Genomic DNA, 20,038 nt, shown 5'->3' with positions numbered 1-20,038 from the left:
CATCATGAGTCCAACAAGTAGGAGTCGGACGAGCATGAGAGGTGCTCATGGCACTGAACTTCGCCCAGCTGCGCTCGTTCCTCGCCGTTGTCGACGAGGGCGGCTTCGGCGCCGCCGCGGACGCCCTCGGCCTCACCCAGTCCGCGGTCTCGCACGCGGTCGCCGCTCTCGAACGCACGCTCGGCCATCCCGTGCTGTCCCGCCGCGGACGCGCCGTGCCGACCGCGTTCGGCGAGGAGGTCCTGGCACACGCCCGCACAGCGGTGGCCGCGTCCGCGGCGATCACCGACCTGGCCGAGCGCAGGCGTGGCGGCGTGCGAGGCACGGTCCGGCTCGGCGCGCCGCCGAGCGTGTGCCAGGGCCTGCTGCCCGACCTGCTGGCTCGGTGGCGGGTGGAGTTGCCGCACGTGCGGGTCCGGGTGTTGGAGGGCGAGGACGACGAGGTCGCCGAGTGGCTGGCGGGCGGCACCGTCGACCTCGCCGTCCTGGTCGACCCGCCGTCCGGTGCCGGCTCGCTGGTCGGCGAGGACGCCTTCCACGCCCTGCTGCGCGCCGACCACCCTCTGGCGACGCTCCCGCACGTCGACGTGACCGACCTCGCCGACGACCCGTTCCTGCTGTCCTGCGGCGGCTGCGAGCACTACGTGCGACAGGCGCACGCCGACCACCCGTTCACCCCGCGACACCGGGTGCGCGAACTGGGCACGCTGCTCGCCATGGTCCGTGCCGGTGTCGGAGTGTCGGTGGTGCCCGGCCTGGTGGCGTCGATGCTGCCGCCCGACCTGGTGCTGGTGCCGTTGCGCGAGCGGCTGGCACGCCGGCTCGTCCTCAGCGGACCCGCCGACCGCGGGTGGCATCCAGCCGTCACCGCACTGGTCGATTCGACGAGGAGCTAGCCGGTGTCGCGGCCGCGCTGAACGCCGCCGCGTTTGAGCCGGCCGCTCCCGTGGTATCGATCAGGATCATTTCTGTCCCGTTCTGGAGGGTGCTCATGCAGGTCCAGGTCAACACCGACCACAACATCCACGGTGGCGAACGACTGGCCGCCTTTGTGACCACCGACCTGGAGAGCAGCCTGTCCCGGTTCAGCGGATGGTTGACCCGGGTGGAGGTGCACCTCAGTGAGGACGGGGGCGGCAAGCCCGAGGACAAGAAGTGCGTCATCGAGGCGCGGCCGGGTGGCAAACAGCCGGTCGCGGTCACCCATCACGCGACCACCGTGGACGACGCGTACGCCGGGGCGGCGCACAAGCTGGGAAGGGTGCTGGATTCCCGGTACACCCGCGCCCACGACCACAAAGGCAGTGACAGCATCCGTCACATGCCCGCTCCGGAAGACCCGGAGCTGGTCGGCGTGATCGAGGACGAGCCTCGGGGCTGATCAAGGCGGCACGGCGCCGCAGGCCTCATCGCCCGGAGCGTTCGCAGCACTCCATCGAATCGGTGGAGTGCTGCTCGGCGGGTGGCTTTTGCAGGCTGCGGAACGGCTGCGATGTTGTCGACGTTGGTCGATCAGGCATCAGGCCGGAGTGCAGCGCAACGTCGGCGCGGCCGCTCTGCCCGTGGCCTGGAACCCGAACGTCGTGCTGCCACCCGCACCTATGGAGCCGTTCCACCCGGCGTCCGCGGCGACCACGCGGGCGCCGTCCTGCTTCAGAGTGGTGCTCCACGAGTTCGTGACCTGCTGGCCGTCAGGCCACCTCCAGCTGACCCGCCACCCGGCCATCGCCGTGTGACGCTCGTTGGTGACGGTCACCGTCGCGACGTGTCCGGTGTTCCAGTCGCCGTTGACGTGCAGGCTCGCCGAACACCCTGCGGGCGGCAGCACCAGCAGCGTGATGGAGTTGGCCGGATACGTCGCGTCGACATGACCGTCGTTCACCGGGAGATCGGCGCCGCGCACGATCGCGCTCAGGTTCGCCGGGCCGTAGGTGAACCGTTGCGCCGCAACGGTTCCGTCGAACCCGGTCGTCGACAGCGGTGACGTCAGGTCCTCGCCGGTCTTGTTGACGACCATGACGGTCAGCGCGTCGTCGGACGAGCGCTGTGCCGCGTACACCGCGAGCCGACCCTGGTCGGTGGAGGTCGCCGAGACGCTGACGTCACCGAATCGGCTGCCCGCGCCGTCGTAGTTGCGGTACATCCGGAACGCGTACGCGCCCGGATCGGCCGGCTTGGGCTCGCCCCACATGGTGGCGAGGTCGAGACCTTCACGGCCGAAGATGCCGAGGACGTCGGCCTGCGTCAGCGCGCCGTTGATGTCGTCGAGCGCGCCCCAGTTGTACTCGGTGATCGCGGTCTTGGTGCCGGGGTTGTACTGGTCGATCCACGACTTCATGGTGCGGATGAACTGCAGCGGCGGCGCGTTCACCCCGCCGGGGCCGATCCAGGACTCCTCGACGTAGGTGGGGTCCCACAACGACCTCGTGGACCGCAGCCTCAGCGCGTTGGACTCGGGGTCCTTGCCGCCGCCGATCTGCGGGTAGTAGTGCTGGTCGAAGTAGTCGAGGAAACGCTTACCCCCGTGGGCATCGCTGTAGTCCTTCATGTTCTTCAGGTACCACTGCGAGAGGTTCAGCCCGCCGTGCGCGGCCGAGTCGGCGCCGGGCCCACAACCGTCCACACCGGACGCGACCCACTCGCAGTACCCCCAGCCGGACGGGCCGAGGACCGCGGCGCCGGGGTCGGCGGCCTTGATCGCCGCGGCGGTCGCCGTGCCCTTGCTTCCCAGTTCGTCGTACGAGACCAGCTCGGGGTGCACGTCGCGATGCGTGTGGGCCCACAGCACCGGCTCGTTGTCTAGCTCGTAGATCGGCACGCCGCCCTGCGCCGCCGTGCCGAACCTGCTCACCAGGTGCGACACCATCTCGCCTGCGAACGCCGCGTCGGCCCTGACCGAGGTGTCCGCGGGCACGCCGGCGAGGTTCGTCCCGTTGAGCAGACCGTTGCCGCAGTTGGGGTCCCACTCGTCGAAGCCGTCCTGCTGCGGGTACCTGGTCGCCGGGAAACCGCACGCGAACGGGTGCGACGACGGCGAGTCCTTCGCCACCCAGCCGACCATCGGCACGGTGACGACCGGTTTGATGCCGCGGTCGAGGTTGGACCCGACCATCCACTCGAGGGTGTGCTGCTCGTCGGCGACGATGTTCTCGAAGTACCAGTCGCTGCCGGTGTTGTACGTGTGGTTCTTGAAGTTGTAGCGGCTGGACGCGTTGCCGCCCCAGCGCGCCACCGACTGCCCGATCTCGGCGTTGAACGCCGGATCGCCACCGTTCAGGCCGTAGACGCCGGGACTGATCGCGTGCCGGGCGGCGGACACGTCCACCGCCAGCTCGGGCCCGGTGGCCGCCGCCGTGGCGCTCGTGGCCGCCTGGACCGTGAACGTCGCGGCCACGAGCAACACCGCCGAGGCCGAGGCCGTGATCGAACGCGCCTTCCGCCGTTGCCGCATACCGACCACAGACGCCCCCGCCCGATCCAGTGCGTGGATATGTGTCCACAGGACGGTCGCGGGAAACGCGCAAAGCGTCAAGCGCGAACAGGTCGAATCGACGGCGTTCGAGTCGAAGACCGAATTCGGATGAATGCGTTCACGCGATCATCGACATTTCCGCCGCGGAGTCACCTGGACGCGGCAGTGGTCCACGGCTCTCCCCTGTCGCGCTTCATCGGCGGGACCTTGAAGTTCGCGTAGGAGTACTTGCCGGTGATCGAGCCGTCTGCGTCGAAGTGGAAGACGTCCATTCCCTGCCAGACCATGCGGGGGCCGTGCCGCAGGAGCCCGAGCAACCTCAGCAGGGGGTAGACCCCGCGGCCGCGCTGCCCGGAGACGTCGATCCGGCACGCCCAGCGGATCGCCGCGCGTCGCCCGGACTCGTCGACGAGCTTGTCGTGCACGTCGAAGCGCATCGCGCCGTACCTGCCGGCGAACTGGGGCGCGAACTCCGCGCGAATCGCGGCTTTGCCCTGGTGCTTCGCGCCGTCACCCGGCTCGTACTCGGCGTCGTCGGCGAAGAAGGCCATGACGCGGTCGAGGTCGTTGACGTTGAAGGCGTCGACGAACTCGTCGACCGTCGCGGACAGGGAGCGCTGTTGCTGGGTCATGAGTCGTGGCCTCCGGCCGCGCAGGGGTGTGGTGCTGACCAGCCAGACGATAAAGGAACACCGTACTTTTAACAAAACCTCCTGGTAGAGTGCCTTTCACCATGGAAGCGTCGTTCCGGCGGGCACGGCGCCCGGACCAAAAGGAGCAGCGGCGGGAGACGATCCTCGCGGCCGCCCGCGACCTCGCCACGGCCAAGGGTGTGGCCCAGGTCAGCCTGGGTGACATCGCGGCCGCCGTCGGCCTGGTGAAGTCCAACGTCCTGCGCTACTTCGGCACCCGCGAAGAGATCTATCTGCAGCTCACCATGCGCGACGGCACGGACTGGGCCGACGCGGTGCGAGACCGGCTCAGGGACGCCTCCGGCATCGACCACATGGCCTCCGCGCTGGCGGACTCCTTCGCCGAGCGGCCCCTGTACTGCGACCTCATCGGTCACGCCGAGACCATGCTGGAGCACAACGTCTCGCTCGAGGTGCTGCACACGTACAAGCTGTGGGCCATCGACATGTACGCGCGGGTCGGCGAGCAGATCATGGCCGTGTGCCCGGAGTTGAGCGGCAGGGACGGCTCGTCCGTCGTGTTCGCCGCGGGAGCGTTCGTCGGCAGGTTGTATCCCCTGTCCCAGCCGCCACCGGCGCTGGCCGAGCTCTACGCCCGTGAGCCCGGGATCGCGGCGGTGTTCCCGCCGTTCCGTCCGACGCTGCAGCGCTTCGTCGCGGCGACCGCCGCCGGCCTGCCCGCGGTCCGAGGCGACTCGCCCTGACCGAGCGCTGTCCCGAGAGGACCCGAGCCCTCCCAGGACAGCGCGTGATCAGGAGCAGGCGCTCACCTCACCGTGATGTTGGAGTTGCCGCTGCTCTGGTACCCCTCGGTCGCGAGGATCATGTAGTAGCTGAAGTTGCCGAGCCGCATGTTGGCGCGGCTCCACGCGTCGAAGTGGTTGCCGGTGGTGATGGATCCACCGGTCCGCCTTTGCTGCCGGACGCTCCAGAACTGCGGGAACGTCTTGTTGTTGCCTTCGACGGAAGGCGCGTTGTACCGCATCGTCTGGTAGATGTCGTACGTGCCGCCGTCAGTGGTGACCGTGCCCTTGTAGGTGCCGGTGGGCCGGTAGTTGCCCCAGTTGTCGACGATGTAGTACTCGACCAGCGGGTTCGACGTCCACCCGTACAGGGTCAGATAGGCGTTGCCGGACGGGTTGAAGCTTCCGGAATAGTTCACCGTCCGCCGCGAACCGTTGCTCCAGCCCTTGCCGCCGACGAAGTTGCCGACATTGCTCCACGAGGTGCTGTAGTTGCCGCCGGAGCCGAAGTCCATGCAGACCCGGCCGCCGCCGTCGGTCCAGAAGGAGAAGTAGTAACCGCCGTTGTTGCCCGTCTGGCTCGAGCACGTCGCGGCGGCACCGACGTCAGCACCGGCCACAACAGGCGTCAGGGCCATGACCAGCGCGGTGCAGGCGCCGCTGACGAGCAGTGCGACACGGCCGCGTTTGCGGCTCGACGGTCGGAAATTGCTTTTAGCCATATGCGGTACTCCTCGTCATCGAGGTTGGCACGGCGGCCAGGCAGCACGAAACGAACCGTGCGAGTGAATGGTGATCGCGATGACGGCCGCCGTTGATTCGGACACTAGCAGTGCCGAGCCGACTCCGTAAGGTTGCCGAGAAGTTTCGAAACGTTGCGGCGAACCCGCACCGGTTATAGCCGGCTGCTTTTATGTCCATCAAACAAGTCGAATCAATCGAATTGTTCGACGGCACGTTCTTGGATCGAGCTGAAGATTTGGTCGTCGAACGTCAGCGGCGTGACGACGACCCCGGCTATGGTGGCCCGCGTGGGCGTCTCTCTCTACTACACAGCTCGCCGCGCGAACCCGCTGACCAACGCCGAGATCACGGCGGTCGGCCAGGTCGCCGGCACCTACAACGCGAGCGCGCCGTTCTCCTCGGAAGAAGAGGGCCTGTACCTCTACGACCGGCTGGAGCCGGGAACGGTGCTCGACGGGTCGACCAAGCTGCCCGCCGCGGATGAGCGGGCGGTCCCGTCGCTGGTGCACTGGCTGGCCGCGGTCACCGCGCTGCGCAGCGCGGTGCCGGACGCGGACTGGACCTTCACCCTCGACGACTACGAGATCGAGTGGGACGACCACACCGGCTACCACCTGCCCGGCCTCGCTGACTGATCCGCAGAGGCCGGGTCGGTGGTCGTCCGGCGCCGCTGGACAACGCGATACCCGCCAGGACCTAGACCTGCTCTGGCTCGACCGTCGCGGGCTCCTCACCGGGCTGGCGGCGGTCCTCGATCTTGATCCCGCACTTGCCGACCAGCGCGAGACCCGCGCCGATGGTCGTGGCCACCGGAGCCGCGAACGCCGCGACCAGTCCGAGAGCCACCGGGACCTCCAGCAGCACGTCGTTTCTGCTGTCCCGCACCACCACGTGGCGGTTGATGCCCTCGTCGACCAGCCCGCGCACGGCGTCGACCACCGAGTCGACGGCCGCGCGGGCGGAGTCGGGCCTGGGTTCGCTCATGTCTCTCCTCCAACTGCGGACATTCCGGTACGACGCCAGCCTGCCCGAGGCCGGACACCTGCCATCAGGGTTCCGCATGACTTACTCCCTCAGGAGTAGTCGTGCTGCGGTATCAGTCCTGCTGGCCGGCCGCCATCCGCTCGCGGAGGCTGCGCGGGCGCATGTCCGTCCACACCTCGTCCACATAGGACATGCAGTGGTCCTTGGTCCCTTCGGTGCCGGTGCCGCGCCATCCGGCGGGGACGTCCTGGTCCACCGGCCAGAGCGAGTACTGCTCCTCGTCGTTGATCAGGACCTGGTACTTGATGTCCTCGTCCACTTGTTCATCGTCCTTTCGTCGTTTCGGATTCCGGTGCGTCCGCGGCGAGGGTCTCCTCGCGCGGGAACGAGCGCATGGTGGGACTCAGGGTCGTGATGACCGCGATCACCGCGATTGCGGCGGCGATCAGCAGGACCGCGTAGGTGCCGGCCACCGCCTGCACGAGCAGGCCGCCGAACGCGGGACCGGCCGCGGCGGACACCCCGGAGATCATCCCCATCACCCCGCTCAGCCGGCCGCGCAGGCGATCGGGCGTGAGCAGGAGCTGGTAGGTGTTGATCGTCGTGTTCGCGGTCGGCGGCAACAGGGCCATCGCGAAGAACAACGCCCCCATCAGCAGGCCGTTGTCGATGAACACCGCCACCGGGGTGAGCACCGCCAGCGCCCAGAACACCACGATGATCGACGCGTACGGGCTCATCGCCCGGTGCAGGTACGGCGCGAGCAGGGCGCCGCAGATGCCGCCCACGCCGAGCATCGCCGCCATGACGCCGATCTCGCCCGAGGAGACGCCCCGGCCGGAGACCAGCACGATGATGACGATGTAGTAGGCGCTGAAGAGGAAGTTGAGGCTCACCGCGCACAGCACCGTGACCCGGACGTGCCGTTGCCGCCAGACCCAGCGCAGGCCCTCGGCCATCTCCTTGCCCAGATGGCTGTCCGGCCGCTGCTCGACTTCGGAGCGAGGCACGCGCACGAACAACAACGCCAGGAACGAGATCGTGTGGGTGAGCACGTTGAACGCGAACGGCACCAGCCTTCCGACCGCGAACAGGAAACCGCCCAGCGCCGTGCCTGACAGCTGCCCCACCGCGCCGCGGGCCGAGTTCATCGCCAGTGCCGTCGCCAGCTGCTCCTGCGGCACGATCTTCACCAGCGCGGCGCTTTCGGCCGGGCCGAACAGGCCGTTGCACACGCCCATCAGCGCCGCCACCACCACGATGTGCGCCACGCCCAGCACGTCCAGCCAGAGCGCCAGGACCAGGCTGGCGACGGCCAGTGCCTGCGTCGCCTCGGCCGTGAGCATGATCTTCTTGCGGTTCCAGCGATCCACCAGGGCGCCGCCGGGGAGTCCCACCACGACCTGGGCCGCCGCCTCGACGCCCAGCACCAGCCCGGTCGTCGCCGGCGACCCGGTGAGGGCGAGCACCAGCAGCGGGAAGGCGATCATCGACGCGCTGAACCCCGACGCCGACAGCGCCTGGCTGATCCACAGCAGCCGGTAGTCGCGGTTGCGGGACAACGGAACGGTCATGGCTCAGCCCTTCCCGCAGTCCCGCGCGATGCTCCGCAGAGCGTCGGCGAAGTCGCCGGCCACCGACTCCACGGTCGTGAGGTCGTGCAGATCCGGTTGGTAGAACCAGGAGAACACCAGCTCGCCGCCCTGGACCGCGCCCACCACCTCGAGCACGTGCGAGCTGCTCTCCGCGGGATCGTGGTCCTGCCCCAGCGACGAGTGCGACGCCACGTAGAGACCGCTGCCGGTGTTCTTGGCGGTGCTGTCCCACTGCCCGAGGTAGTTGAAGGCGATCTGCGGCCCCTTCCCGTCGCCGGACAACCGCTCGCGTGCCTCGGGTGAGCCGAGGTGACGCAGCGCCGAGTAGCCGAACCCGTTGCCCGGCACGGCTCGCAGCTGCCGCCGGACCGACTTGACCACCTCCCGCCACCGCGGTTCGTCCTCCTGCGGCACGGTCAGGGCGATCGGGAAGATCGTGGTGAACCAGCCGACGGTCCGGGTCAGGTCGACCCCGTCGAGGACGTCCTCACGGCCGTGCCCTTCGAGGTCGATCGAGACGACCTGCTGCCCGGTCCAGCGGGACAACGCCCAGGCGAGCGCGCTGAGCAGAACCTCGTTGATCCGGGTGCGGTACGCGGTGGGTGCCGCGTGCAGCAACGCGTCCGTGGCCTCGGCGTCCAGCGTGACCGTCACGATCTCGGCCGGGGTCGCGGACTTCTCGGGTGCCCGGTCCACCGGCAGGTCGCGCACGTCCAGGGCAGCGGCCCAGTGTCCGAGCTCGTGATCGAGTCCACCCGCCGCCACGTGCTCGCTGAGGCGCTGGGCCCAGTCCACGAACGACGTCGACTTCTCGCCGAGGCCGGCCTGCTGGTAGGCCAGTTCAAGGTCGTCCAGCAGGATCCGCCAGGACACGCCGTCGACCACGACGTGGTGCGCGGCCAGGAAGAGGAACGGCCGCTCTCCCCCGGTGAACAGAACGGCCTTCAGCAACGGGCCGGTCCGCAGGTCGAAGCCGGCGTGGACCGCGTCGGCCACCTCCTCCATCGCGGCCGTCTGATCGTCCACACCGGACAGGTCGTGGCGTTGCAGCAGCTCGACCGGCTCGGCAGCGGCGTTGTGTTGCCGCCACTGACCGTCGAGCTGCTCGAAGCGCATCCGGAGAGCGTCGTGGTGGGTCCACAGCGTGTCCAGGGCCTGTCGCAACGCCTTCTCGTCCAGGTCGGAGGTCAGCTCCAGCAGCATCGACTGGTTGAAGTGGTGCGGATTGACGATGTGGCTCTCGAAGAACCAGTGCTGGATCGGCGTCAGCGGTGCCGGGCCGAAGACCGGTTCCGCCTGTCCTCGTGTCGCCGACGTGTCGACCTCACCGAGTTCGGCGGCGAGCACGTCGATGCTCTGGTGCAGGAAGAGGTCCTTGGACGTCAGCCCCAGGCCTGCCTTCCTGGCCCGTGACACCACCTGCATGCTGAGGATGGAGTCGCCGCCCAGGTCGAAGAAGTTGTCCCGCACGCCGACGCGTTCCAGCCCGAGCACGTCGGCCCAGATCTCGGCGAGCGCACGCTCGGCCTGGGTGCTCGGCTCGACGTAGGAGACCCCTGGGTCGGGAGCCGCGGTGACCGGGGCCAGCCGACGTCGGTCGACCTTTCCGCTTGCGTTGAGCGGCAAGGACTCCAGTGCCATGAACGCGACGGGCACCATGTGGTCGGGCAGCGTCCGGCTCAGGAACTCGCGCAGGTCGGCCGTACCGGGTGCCGTCGAACCCGCCACCACGTAGGCGACCAGGCGTTCGTCCTGCACGGCCGCGACGGCCTCGCTCACCTCAGGATGCCGCAACAGTGCCGACTCGACTTCGCCCAGCTCGATCCGGAATCCGCGGACCTGCACCTGGTCGTCCGTCCGCCCGATGAACTCCAGCTCGCCGGTCCTGGTCCACCGGACGACATCGCCCGTGCGGTAGAGGCGCGACCCAGGCAGCCCGAACGGGTTCGCCACGAACCTGTCCGCGGTCAGCCCTGGACGGTTGAGGTACCCGCGGGCCAGGCCCATGCCTGCGACGTGGAGCTCGCCGGGAACGCCGATCGGCACGGGCCGGAGGGCACTGTCCACAACGTACACACGGGTGTTGGGGATCGGCTTTCCGATGGGCGGGGTGCCCGCGCCGGTCAGCGGTGCGCTCCAGGTCGTCGACACCGTGAACTCCGTCGGCCCGTAGCCGTTGAACATCCGCAGGCCCGGCGCCCAGCGAGCCGCCAGGTCCGCGCTGCACACATCGCCGCCCACGATGAGCGTGCGGAAGTCCGGCAGTGAAGACCTCGGCACGGTGGCCAGTGCGGCGGGAGGGATCTCGGCGACGGTCACCGCCCGATCGGCCAGCAGTTCGGCCAGCTCCTCCCCCAGCAACGGGCCGGGAGGCGGTACGACCAGCGCTGCCCCGGCGGGCAACGACATGCACAGCTCCAGCACCGAGACGTCGAAGCTCGGAGACGCGTACTCCAGGACGCGATCGGCCGAGGTGACGCCGAAGTGCTCGATCGCAGCAGCCGAGAGACTGGCCAGGCCGGTGTGCGGCACGACGACGCCCTTGGGCCGCCCGGTCGATCCGGACGTGTAGATCACGTACGCCGGGTGTTCCGGCAGCAGCGGGCAGGTCCGGTCGGCGTCGGTGAGATCGCCGCTGTCCACTTCGGACAGCAAACCGGGCTCGTCGAGCTCCAGCACTCCTTCTCTGCCGGCCAGGTTCGTGTCCATGTCGCGGAGGGTGAGGATCAGGGCGGGACGGGCGTCGTCGAGCATGAACGCGATCCGGTCCGCCGGATGTGCCGCGTCGACCGGCAGGAAGGCCGCTCCTGCCTTCAGCACCGCGAGCTGGGCGACGATGATGTCCACCGAGCGCGGCAGGACGAGCGCGACGATCTGCTCAGGGCCTGCTCCCCTGCCGGCCAGCACCCTGGCCAGCCGGTTCGCTCGCGCGTTGAGCTCGGCGAAGCTCACCACCTCGTCCTCGCCGAGCAGCGCCGGAGCGTCCGGGGCACGCCGCACCTGAGCCTCGAACAACTCCGGCAGCAGGCCGGCGGCAACGTCGCGATCCGTGTCGTTCCAGTCGACCACCAGCCGCCGCCGTTCGGTCTCGGACAGCAGCGTCAGGCGGGACACCGCTCGTTGCGGATCGTCCGCGATGTCCGCGAGCAGCACCTGCAACTGGTCGGCGAACCGCTCGATCGTGGTGGGGTCGAACAGGTCGGTGTTGTAGTTCAGCGCGACCCGCAGCCGGCCGTCGAGTTCCTGGAACTCGACCGTGACGTCGAAGTTGGCCGTCGTCAGCGGCAGCTCCACGTCCTCTGCCACCAGGCCGGGCAGCAGCGGTGCCTCCCGCGGAGCGTTCTGCAGCACCACCATGACCTGGAACAGCGGGGTGCGGGCGGTGTCGCGGTCGGGTTGGACGCTGTCCACGACCCGCTCGAACGGAAGGTCCTGACGGTCGAACGCGTCCCGGACGGTCTCGTGCACCTCGCCGAGGAAGTCGGTGAAGGCGAGGTCGCCACGCACGCGGGACCGCAACGCCAGCGTGTTCACGAAGAACCCGACGAGCCCGGTCAGCTCGGCGCGCTCACGGCCTGAGGCCACGGTTCCAACGGTCACGTCGTCCTGCCCCGCCAACCGTCCGAAGAGGACCTGACAGGCCGCGACCAGCGTGGTGAACAGGGTGGTCTCCCGCTGACGGCTCAGCTCGGTGAGCCGCGCGGTGACCGCCTCGGGAACGACGGTCTCCGCCACCGCGCCACTCGTCGAGCGCACGGCGGGTCTGGGGCGGTCCGATGGCAGGTCCAGCAGTGGGACATCGGCGAGTTGGTTGCGCCAGTACGACACCTGCTCGTCCAGGGCGCTCTCCGACAGCAATCCGCGCTGCCAGGCGGCGAAGTCCGCGTACTGCACGGGAAGCGCCGGCAGATCCGCCTGCTCGCCGCGCAGGGCGGCGCCGTACAGCACGCTCAACTCACTGGCGATCACTCCGTTCGACCAGCCGTCAGTGATGATGTGATGCAGGGCCAGAGTCAGCACGTGCTCGTCGTCCGCCAGCCTGATCAGGCCCGGCCGCATCAACGGACCGCGGCGCAGGTCGAACGGGCGACGGCCCTCCTCGGCCAGCACGGCCATCAGGTCGGTGTCCGGAGGCAGGTCGGTCACCGGCACCTGAACCTCGAACGGCTCCTGCACCACCTGGACGCCGCTTCCGAACGTCGTGCGGAGAGATTCGTGCCTGGCGACCAGTGCCGTGAACGCCGTGGACAGCGCGCCGACGTCCAGTTCGCCCATCAGCCGCACGGCGGTGAACGTGACGTACTCGGTGCCACCCGGTTCGAAGTCGTCGAGGAACCAGAGCCGTTGCTGGGCGAACGACTGCTCGACGGTGCCGTGCCGGGGCAGCACCGGAATCCGGCCCGCGCTCTCCGCACCGATCGCGGCGGCCAGACCGGCGACCGTCGGGTTGCTGAACACCATCCTCGGCGACACGCTCGTTCCGCACTCGGCCAGCAGCCCGGACACCAGCCGGATGCTCATGATCGAGTCGCCGCCGAGCTCGAAGAAGTTGTCGTCGACACCGACGCGCTCCACGCCGAGCAGGCGTGCCCAGAGGTCCGCGACGGTCCGTTCGAGGCGGGTACGTGGTGCCACATGACGTGCGGTGGTCGCCGCGCCCGGTGCCGGGAGCGCCCGGCGGTCGACCTTTCCATTGCGGCTCAACGGCAGCTCGTCCAGCGCCATGATCACGGCCGGGACCATGTACTCCGGCAACGTCGCCACGGTGTGTTCGCGCACGTCCGAGGGCTCGACGGTCGCCGGTACGACGTAGGCGACCAGCCTGCCGCCGTCGAGAACGGCCACGGCCTGGCTGACGGCGGGGTGAGCGGCCAGCGCGGCCTCGACCTCGCCCAGTTCGACCCGGAACCCACGCAGCTTCACCTGCTCGTCGGATCGTCCGAGGAAGGCGAGCTCACCGTCGGCGGTCCGCCGGACGACGTCTCCGGTCCGGTACATGCGCTCGCCCGGCGCGCCGAACGGGTCGGCGACGAACCGCTCGGCGGTGAGCCCAGGCCGGTTCAGGTAGCCGCGGGACAGTCCCGAACCCGCGATGCACAGTTCACCCGGCACGCCGAGAGGTACAGGCCGCAGGTCGTGGTCGAGCACGTAGCCGCGCATGTCGTCCAACGGGCGCCCGATCGGCACCGGGTCGGCCACCAGGTCGTGCATCCGGTGAGCGGTCGCGAAGGTGGTGGTCTCGGTCGGCCCGTAGCCGTCGACGACCACCAGACCGGGGCACGCCTCCAGGACGCGGCGCACCGCGGCCGCCGGGACCACGTCGCCGCCCGTCCACACCTCGCGGACACCGGCCAGGCAACCGGGCGCGTCCTGGGCCACCAACCGGAACAGGCCCGCGGTCAGCCACAGTCCGGTCACCTGATGTTCGGTGATCGCCCGGTGCAACGACTCCACGGTCAGATCAGGAGTGTCCGCCAGCACCACCTGGCCGCCGTTGAGCAACGGCACCCACAGTTCGTAGGTCGACGCGTCGAACGCCAGCGGTGAATGGGCCAGCACCCGTTCATGGGCGCCACCGCGGAAACGGCCGTCGGAGGCCAGGCCCACCACGTCCCGGTGGCGAACCGCGACACCCTTGGGCATTCCGGTCGACCCCGACGTGTACATGACGTAAGCCAGGTCGTCCTGATCGATGCGCGGCTCCGGGCCCGTTGCCGACTCCTCGGCACCGGCGAGCAGAATCTGTCCACTGTGGACCTGAGCGGCCGCGGTCTGCCAGGTGGTATCGGTGATCAGCACCGAAGCTCCGGCCTCCGCCAGCATCGAACGCGTTCGCTTCTGTGGCGCGCGAACGTCGAGCGGAACGTAGGCCGCACCGGCCTTCAGCACCGCCAGTTCGGCGACGCAATGGGCGACCGAGGGCTCCAGCAGCAGTCCGACGCGGTCCTCCGGCCGGACGCCGAGCTCCACCAGCCGATTGGCCAGGTGGTTCGAACGGGCGTCCAGCTCCGCGTACGACAGGGTGCCGGCCGCCCGTGCGTCCGGCGTGCGGGCCACCTGGGCGGCGAACAGTTCGGGAACCGTCGCCGCGGGCAGGTCACGCCGAGTCCCCTGGCTTGCTTCGAGGACGCGGCCGCGCTCGTCGTCGGACATCCACGGCAACGTGGCCACCGAAACGTCCGGGTCGCTCGCGATGCCTTCGAGAACCAAACCCAGCCGTTGGACCATCGCACGGACCGTGGAGGCGTCGAACAGCGCCGGATCGTAGGCGAGGTCCAGGGCAAGGTTCTCACCGAGTGAGGCGCGCAGACACAGCGGGAAGCTGGTCGCGTCCGACGAGTTCACCTCCAGCACCTGGGGCGCCCCGGCGGTCGCGGGTTCGCTGACCGGGTAGTTCTCGAACACGACCATGCTGTCGAACAGGTTCTGCCCGGCGGGCACGTCGCTCCAGGGCCGCAGCTCTCCGAGTGACACGAAGTCGAAGCCCCGCGACTCGCTCTGCGCGGCCTGCACCTCCCGCAGCCATCCGGCCACCGTCCATCCACTGTGGACCTGGACGCGGGTCGGCACGGTGTTGATGAACATCCCGAGCATCGACTCGACACCGGGAAGCTCGGCCGGGCGGCCGGACACCGTGGTGCCGAACACCACGTCCTGCTCGCCGCTGTAGCGCGACAGCAACAGCGCCCACGCGCCCTGGATGATCGTGTTGAGGGTGAGGGCGTTGCGCCGGGCGACTTCCTGGAGTCCGGACGCCTGAAGCTCGACGCGAACCGACTCGGCCGACTGCGTCCGGTGCGCCTGAAGCGGGCGACGATCGCAGGGCAGCGGGGTCGGCGACTCGAAGCCGGAGAGCGTCCGCCGCCAGTACTCCTCCGCCTGCCCCGGATCCTGGTCGGACAGCCAGGTCAGGTAGTCCCGGAACGGGCGGCGGGCCACGAGTTGCGGCTCGCTTCCTCCCGCCACGGCCGCGTACTGCTCGCAGACCTCGGCGAACACCTGGGCGGCGCTCCACCCGTCGAGCACGACGTGGTGCGAGGTCCACACCATCAGCACCTCGTCGCCGGGCAGCGCGATGATCGCCACCCGGGACAGCGGTGCCGTGGCCAGGTCGAACCTGTCGGCACGATCGCTTTCCAGCAGGTCTCGCAGCGCGGCTTCGCGGTCGGCCTCGGACCGGTCCCGCCAGTCGTGGTGAGTGACGGGCAGCACCACGTCACGTTCAACGATCTGCACCGGTTCTTCCACGCCGGCCCACGCGAGCCTGCTGCGCAGCGCCGGGGTCCGGTTCGCGATCTGTTGCCACGCCTCGCCCAGCCCACTCGGGTCCGTCACACCGGAAAGTCGAAGGCGGATCTGTTCGAAGTAGGCGGCCGAGTCGGTGTCCACCAGGCTGTGAAACAGCATTCCGGCCTGCAACGGGGTCAGCGGGTAGATGTCCTCGACCGAACCGGTGACCAGGTCGTCGACCTGCGCCTGATCGAGCCGGACGAACGGGAAGTCCGACGGGGTCCGGCCTCCTGCTCCCGGTGTGCCGCAGTGCTCGACGATGTCCAGCAGGTACGCGATCAGCTGTTCTGCCAGGCCCTGCACGGTTTCCTCGTCGTGCACGGCGGTGGAGTACGTCCAGCCCAGCTCCAGCTCGCCGTCCTCGACGACGCCGGTCACCTCCAGCAGGTAGGCGCGCTGCCGGTCAGCGGCCACGTCCTGGCCGATGCCGGTGCCCCACGAGCGGTAGAACCCGTCCGAGTCCGCGGTGGCGTTCCACTGGCCGTGGTAGTTGAAGCCGATCTCCGCCGGCTGGCCGGTCTTCAGCGCGCCGTAGCTCAGTCCTTTGTGGGGGATCGCGCGCAGCTGTTCCTTGGTGGACTTGAGTGCGTCGCCCCAGCCCGTGTTGGGCACCGTGAGTGCGACGGGGAACTCCGCGGTGAACCAGCCGACGGTGCGTGACAGGTCGATCCCGTCGAGGATCTCCTCGCGGCCGTGACCTTCCATCGCCACCAGGACCTGCTCGTGGCCGGTCCACCGCGACAGCACCCGGCCCAGCGCCGCCATCAGCACGTCGTTGACCTGGGTGCGGTACACGTCGGGAACCTTGCGCAGCAAGGCATCGGTGTTCTCCTGGTCCAGTCGCATCGAGATCGTGCGACTGGACCCGGCCGTGTTCGCACCGGTGCGATCCACCGGCAGCCCCGGTGACGCCACGGCGTTGTCCCAGTACGCGAGGTCTTCGTCGAAGCCACCGGTCGCCACGTGGTCGGCCAGCCGCCGTGCCCACAGGTGATAGGAGGTCGTCTTGGCACCGAGGTCGATCGGCTGATCCGCCCGCACCTGGTGGTAGGCGGTCTCGAGGTCACCGAGCAGGATCCGCCACGACACTCCGTCGATGACGAGGTGGTGGACGGCGAGGAAGAGCCGCGGCGCCCGGTCGCTGAAGGTGAACAACACCGCCGCGACCAGCGGTCCGTTCTCCAGATCGAGGCCCGACTGGGCCCTGAGAGCGAGGTCCTGAACGTCCTCTTCGGACAGATCGTGGCGCTTCACGAGCACGATGCGCTCAGCCGGCGCGAACTCCTGCCGCCACTGGCCGTCGACCTGGGTGAACCGGGCGCGCAGCGCGTCGTGGTGGGCCACGACCGCGTCCAACGCCGAGGACAACGCCTCTTCGTCGAGGTCAGGGGGCAGCTCGGCGAGCGTCGACATCGTGAAGTGACGCGGATCGTCGTGCTCGGTCTCCAGCAACCAGCGCTGGATCGGGGTGAGCGGTGCCGGGCCGATGATGAGGTCGGGGTCCGCGGGTTCGTCTGCCGGTCCCTCCCCCACGACGACCGCGAGTTCGGCGATGGTCTGGTGGCGGAAGATGTCCTTCGAGGTCAGCCTCAATCCCGCCTGCCGGGCACGGGAGACGACCTGGATGCTCAGGATCGAGTCACCGCCGAGCGCGAAGAAGTTGTCCTCCACGCCCAGCCGCTCGACGCCGAGCACGGCGGCCCAGACCTCGGCCAGCCGGCGCTCGGTCTCCGTGCGCGGGGCAGTCCCACTCGGACCTTCCCGCAGGCGGTCCGGTGCGGGAAGGGCGTTGCGATCGACCTTGCCGCTCGTGGTCATGGGCAACCGGTCGAGCACGACGAACGCGGACGGCACCATGTAGTCGGGCAGGGTCTGCTTCAGCCAGGCACGCAACTCCAGCGCCTCGGGCGTCCGTCGAGCGGGCACGAGGTAGGCGACCAGTCTGCGGTGCCCCTCGTCCTCCCTGGCGACGACAACGGCCTCGGCGACCTCGGCGTGCCCGCGCAGTGCCGCCTCGACCTCACCGGGTTCGATGCGGAAGCCCCGGATCTTGACCTGCTCGTCGACGCGTCCCAGGTACTCCAGGAGTCCGCCGGCGGTCCAGCGCACCCGGTCGCCGGTGCCGTAGAGCCGGCTGCCGGGCGGCCCGAACGGGTTGGCCGTGAACCTCTCCGCGGTCAGTCCCGGCCTGTTCAGGTAGCCGCGGGCCAGGCGGCCGCCCGCCAGGTGGAGCTGACCGGGGACGCCGATCGGCACCGGGCGCAGCAGTTCGTCGAGCACGTACGCCCGCACGTTGTGGCCCGGCCGGCCGATCACCGGGCGGTCCGCGGCGTCGAGCCGCGTCCACACGACGTCGACCGTGGTCTCGGTCGGCCCGTAGTGGTTGTACGCGACCGTCCCCTCGATCGCGGACAGCTCACGCCACAACGCCTGGTCGACCGCGTCGCCGCCGAGCATGAGGACCGACGGCCGATGGCGTCCGCCGGCGAACAGCCCTGCCAGAACCAGTTGCTGGACATGGGAAGGAGTCGAGTCGACCAGGTCGATCCGACGGCTGACGACGTAGTCCGCCAACGCCTCGGGGTCGAGACGCAGGACGTCGTCGATCAGGTGCAGTTCGTGACCGTCGGCCATCATGAGCAGGCCGTCCCACGAGGCGTCGAACGAGAACGCGGACGTCAACGCGACCCGCATCCGCTCGTTCGCCTGAGCGGCACCGAACTCGGTGCGGTGGTCGTGGCTCAGCTCGGCCAACGCACGGTGGTCGACGACCACGCCTTTCGGCACACCGGTCGAACCAGAGGTGTAGATGCAGTACGCGGCGCCATCAGCCTCGATGTCCAGATTCACGGCGGAGCCGCCGAGTGCCGGAATCGAGTCGAGGACCACCACCGGTCGCGCGTCGCTCAGCACGAACTCGATCCGGTCGGGTGGAAGCTCAGGGTCCAGCGGCAGGTAGACCGCGCCGGACTTGAGCACCGCGAGGATCGCCACGACCACGTCCGCGGACCGAGGCAGGGACACGGCCACGAACCGCTCGGGTGCGGCACCGTTGTCGATCAGATGGCGGGCCAGCCGGTTCGCGCGGGCGTTCAGCTCGGCGAAGGTCAGTTCCTGGTCCTGGAAGACCAACGCGGTCGCGTCCGGGGTCTTCGCCACCTGTTGCTCGAACAACTCCGGCCAGGTCGCCGGAGGCACAACGACATCGGTGTCGTTCCACGACACCACGAGTTGCTCCTGCTCGGTGCCGGTCAGCAGGTCGAGCCGCGCCACGGGACGGTCGGGGTCGGCCACGACCGCGGCGAACAGGACGCCGAGGTGCCCGATCATCCGGTCGATGGTGCCGGCGTCGAACAGGTCGGTGTTGTAGTCGACGAGTCCACGCAGGCCGTCGTCGTGTTCCTCGAACTCGAACCCGATGTCGAAGGTGGCCTTGGTGATCGGCAGCGCGAACTCGCTGACCGCGAGGCCGTCCAGTTCGGGCAGCCGGTTGCCCGCGTTCTGCAACGTCACCATCACCTGGAACAGCGGTGACCGGCTGGTGTCGCGGTCCGGCTGGAGTTCGTCCACCACCCGTTCGAAGGGCAGGTCCTGGTGGGCGAAGGCGTCGAGCACGGTCTCCCGGACGTCCGCCAGGAGCTCCCGGAACCCGTGCCTGCCGTCGATCTCCGACCGCAGCACGAGGGTGTTGACGAAGATTCCGACCAGCCGCTCCACCTCCGGCTGCTCGCGGCCCGAGCTGACCGTGCCGACGGCGATGTCGTTCTGACCGGACAGGCGTTGCAGCAACAGCTGGCACCCGGCCACGAGCGTCATGAACAGCGTCGTGTCCTTCTGGCTGCCCAACTCCCTGAGCGCGGCAGTGACGTCCGCGGGCACGGTGAACTCCCGCGAGGCGCCGTTGGTGGTCTGCACCGGGGGCCGGAGGCGGTCGGTCAGCAGCTCCAGCGGGGCGAGCCCGTCGAGCTGATCGCGCCAGTACTCGACCTGCTCCTTCATCGAGTCGTCGGCGAGACGTTCCCGTTGCCAGGCAGCGAAGTCCGCGTACTGGATCGGCAACGAGGGCAGTTCGGCGGACCCGTTGTAGAGCGCGCTCAGCTCTTCCGACAGCACGCCCATCGACCAGCCGTCGGTGATGATGTGGTGCATGGACAGCACGAGAACGTGTTCGTCCGCGGCCAATCGCGCCAGCAGGACTCGCAGCAGCGGGCCGTTCTTCAGGTCGAACGGCCGGGTCAGTTCGCGGAGTTCGACGTCCTGGGTCTCGACCACGGACACAGCGATCTCGTGCGGTGGGTGCACGACCTGCCGCGGCCTTCCGTCGACCGACTCGAAAGTGGTCCGCAACGACTCGTGCCTGGCGACCAACGAGTTCAACGCGCGGCCCAACGCATCGACGTTCAGCGACCCGTTCAGCCGGATCGCGAAGACCGTGACGTACTCGGCGCTGTCCGGGTCGAACTCGTTGAGGAACCACAACCTCTGCTGTGCGAAGGACAACGGCAGATCCTGGTCGCG

The 20,038-nt window shown here is 69.2% G+C and carries 11 protein-coding genes (1 of these 11 running past the window's edge); 4 read left to right on the top strand and 7 right to left on the bottom strand.

All coding sequences use genetic code 11. From position 1 onward, the window contains the following. Positions 1 to 47 precede the first annotated feature (47 nt). Entirely contained in the window at positions 48 to 896 is an 849-nt protein-coding gene (locus ACIQF0_RS44825) for a LysR family transcriptional regulator (protein ID WP_401040718.1), read from the top strand. Between the two features lie 95 nt (positions 897 to 991). After that, entirely contained in the window at positions 992 to 1,381 is a 390-nt protein-coding gene (locus tag ACIQF0_RS44820; RefSeq protein WP_401040715.1) for an HPF/RaiA family ribosome-associated protein, read from the top strand. Between the two features lie 138 nt (positions 1,382 to 1,519). Here ACIQF0_RS44820 and ACIQF0_RS44815 read toward each other — a convergent pair whose 3' ends face one another. Continuing rightward, positions 1,520 to 3,451 carry a glycoside hydrolase family 44 protein gene (locus ACIQF0_RS44815; protein ID WP_401040712.1) on the bottom strand — a complete coding sequence of 644 codons (1,932 nt, stop codon included), beginning with the start codon at positions 3,449 to 3,451 and terminating at the stop codon, positions 1,520 to 1,522. A gap of 170 nt (positions 3,452 to 3,621) precedes the next feature. Then, entirely contained in the window at positions 3,622 to 4,104 is a 483-nt protein-coding gene (locus ACIQF0_RS44810; protein WP_401040709.1) for a YybH family protein, read from the bottom strand. 101 nt (positions 4,105 to 4,205) lie between these two features. Between ACIQF0_RS44810 and ACIQF0_RS44805 the strand changes: the two genes are divergently transcribed. Further along, complete coding sequence (locus ACIQF0_RS44805) at positions 4,206 to 4,868, top strand: TetR/AcrR family transcriptional regulator (RefSeq protein ID WP_401040706.1); 663 nt, start codon at positions 4,206 to 4,208, stop codon at positions 4,866 to 4,868. A 62-nt stretch (positions 4,869 to 4,930) separates the two neighbouring features. On the opposite strand, the gene ACIQF0_RS44800 is transcribed toward ACIQF0_RS44805, so the two are convergent. Beyond that, the gene (locus ACIQF0_RS44800; protein WP_396425421.1) at positions 4,931 to 5,629 is read right to left on the bottom strand and encodes a glycoside hydrolase family 11 protein; all 699 of its coding nucleotides are present in this window, start codon (positions 5,627 to 5,629) and stop codon (positions 4,931 to 4,933) included. 309 nt (positions 5,630 to 5,938) lie between these two features. On the opposite strand from ACIQF0_RS44800, the gene ACIQF0_RS44795 reads away from it, so the two are divergent. Further along, a complete protein-coding gene (locus ACIQF0_RS44795) occupies positions 5,939 to 6,286 on the top strand; it encodes a hypothetical protein (RefSeq protein ID WP_401040703.1) in 348 nt (115 codons plus the stop codon). Between the two features lie 61 nt (positions 6,287 to 6,347). On the opposite strand, the gene ACIQF0_RS44790 is transcribed toward ACIQF0_RS44795, so the two are convergent. From ACIQF0_RS44790 to ACIQF0_RS44775, 4 genes are all read right to left on the bottom strand, one after another. Beyond that, positions 6,348 to 6,635 (bottom strand): DUF4342 domain-containing protein, encoded by a 288-nt coding sequence (locus tag ACIQF0_RS44790; RefSeq protein ID WP_401040701.1) that lies wholly within the window; start codon positions 6,633 to 6,635, stop codon positions 6,348 to 6,350. Between the two features lie 112 nt (positions 6,636 to 6,747). Continuing rightward, positions 6,748 to 6,954 (bottom strand): MbtH family protein, encoded by a 207-nt coding sequence (locus ACIQF0_RS44785; protein ID WP_401040699.1) that lies wholly within the window; start codon positions 6,952 to 6,954, stop codon positions 6,748 to 6,750. 4 nt (positions 6,955 to 6,958) lie between these two features. Beyond that, entirely contained in the window at positions 6,959 to 8,209 is a 1,251-nt protein-coding gene (locus ACIQF0_RS44780; RefSeq protein WP_401040696.1) for an MFS transporter, read from the bottom strand. A gap of 3 nt (positions 8,210 to 8,212) precedes the next feature. Continuing rightward, a protein-coding gene (locus ACIQF0_RS44775) for a non-ribosomal peptide synthase/polyketide synthase (RefSeq protein WP_401040693.1) crosses the window boundary here: on the bottom strand, positions 8,213 to 20,038 show its 3' portion. The gene runs 7,605 nt beyond the window's last position; only the last 11,826 of its 19,431 coding nucleotides appear in the window; its start codon lies off the right edge, out of view — the gene reads right to left on this strand; it ends in the stop codon at positions 8,213 to 8,215.

The sequence above is a fragment of the Lentzea sp. NPDC092896 genome, from assembly GCF_044754905.1.
Classification (GTDB): Bacteria; Actinomycetota; Actinomycetes; order Mycobacteriales; family Pseudonocardiaceae; genus Lentzea.
The sequence above is the reverse complement of the archived record's forward strand: the minus strand, read 5'-3'. Positions and strand labels throughout refer to the sequence as shown.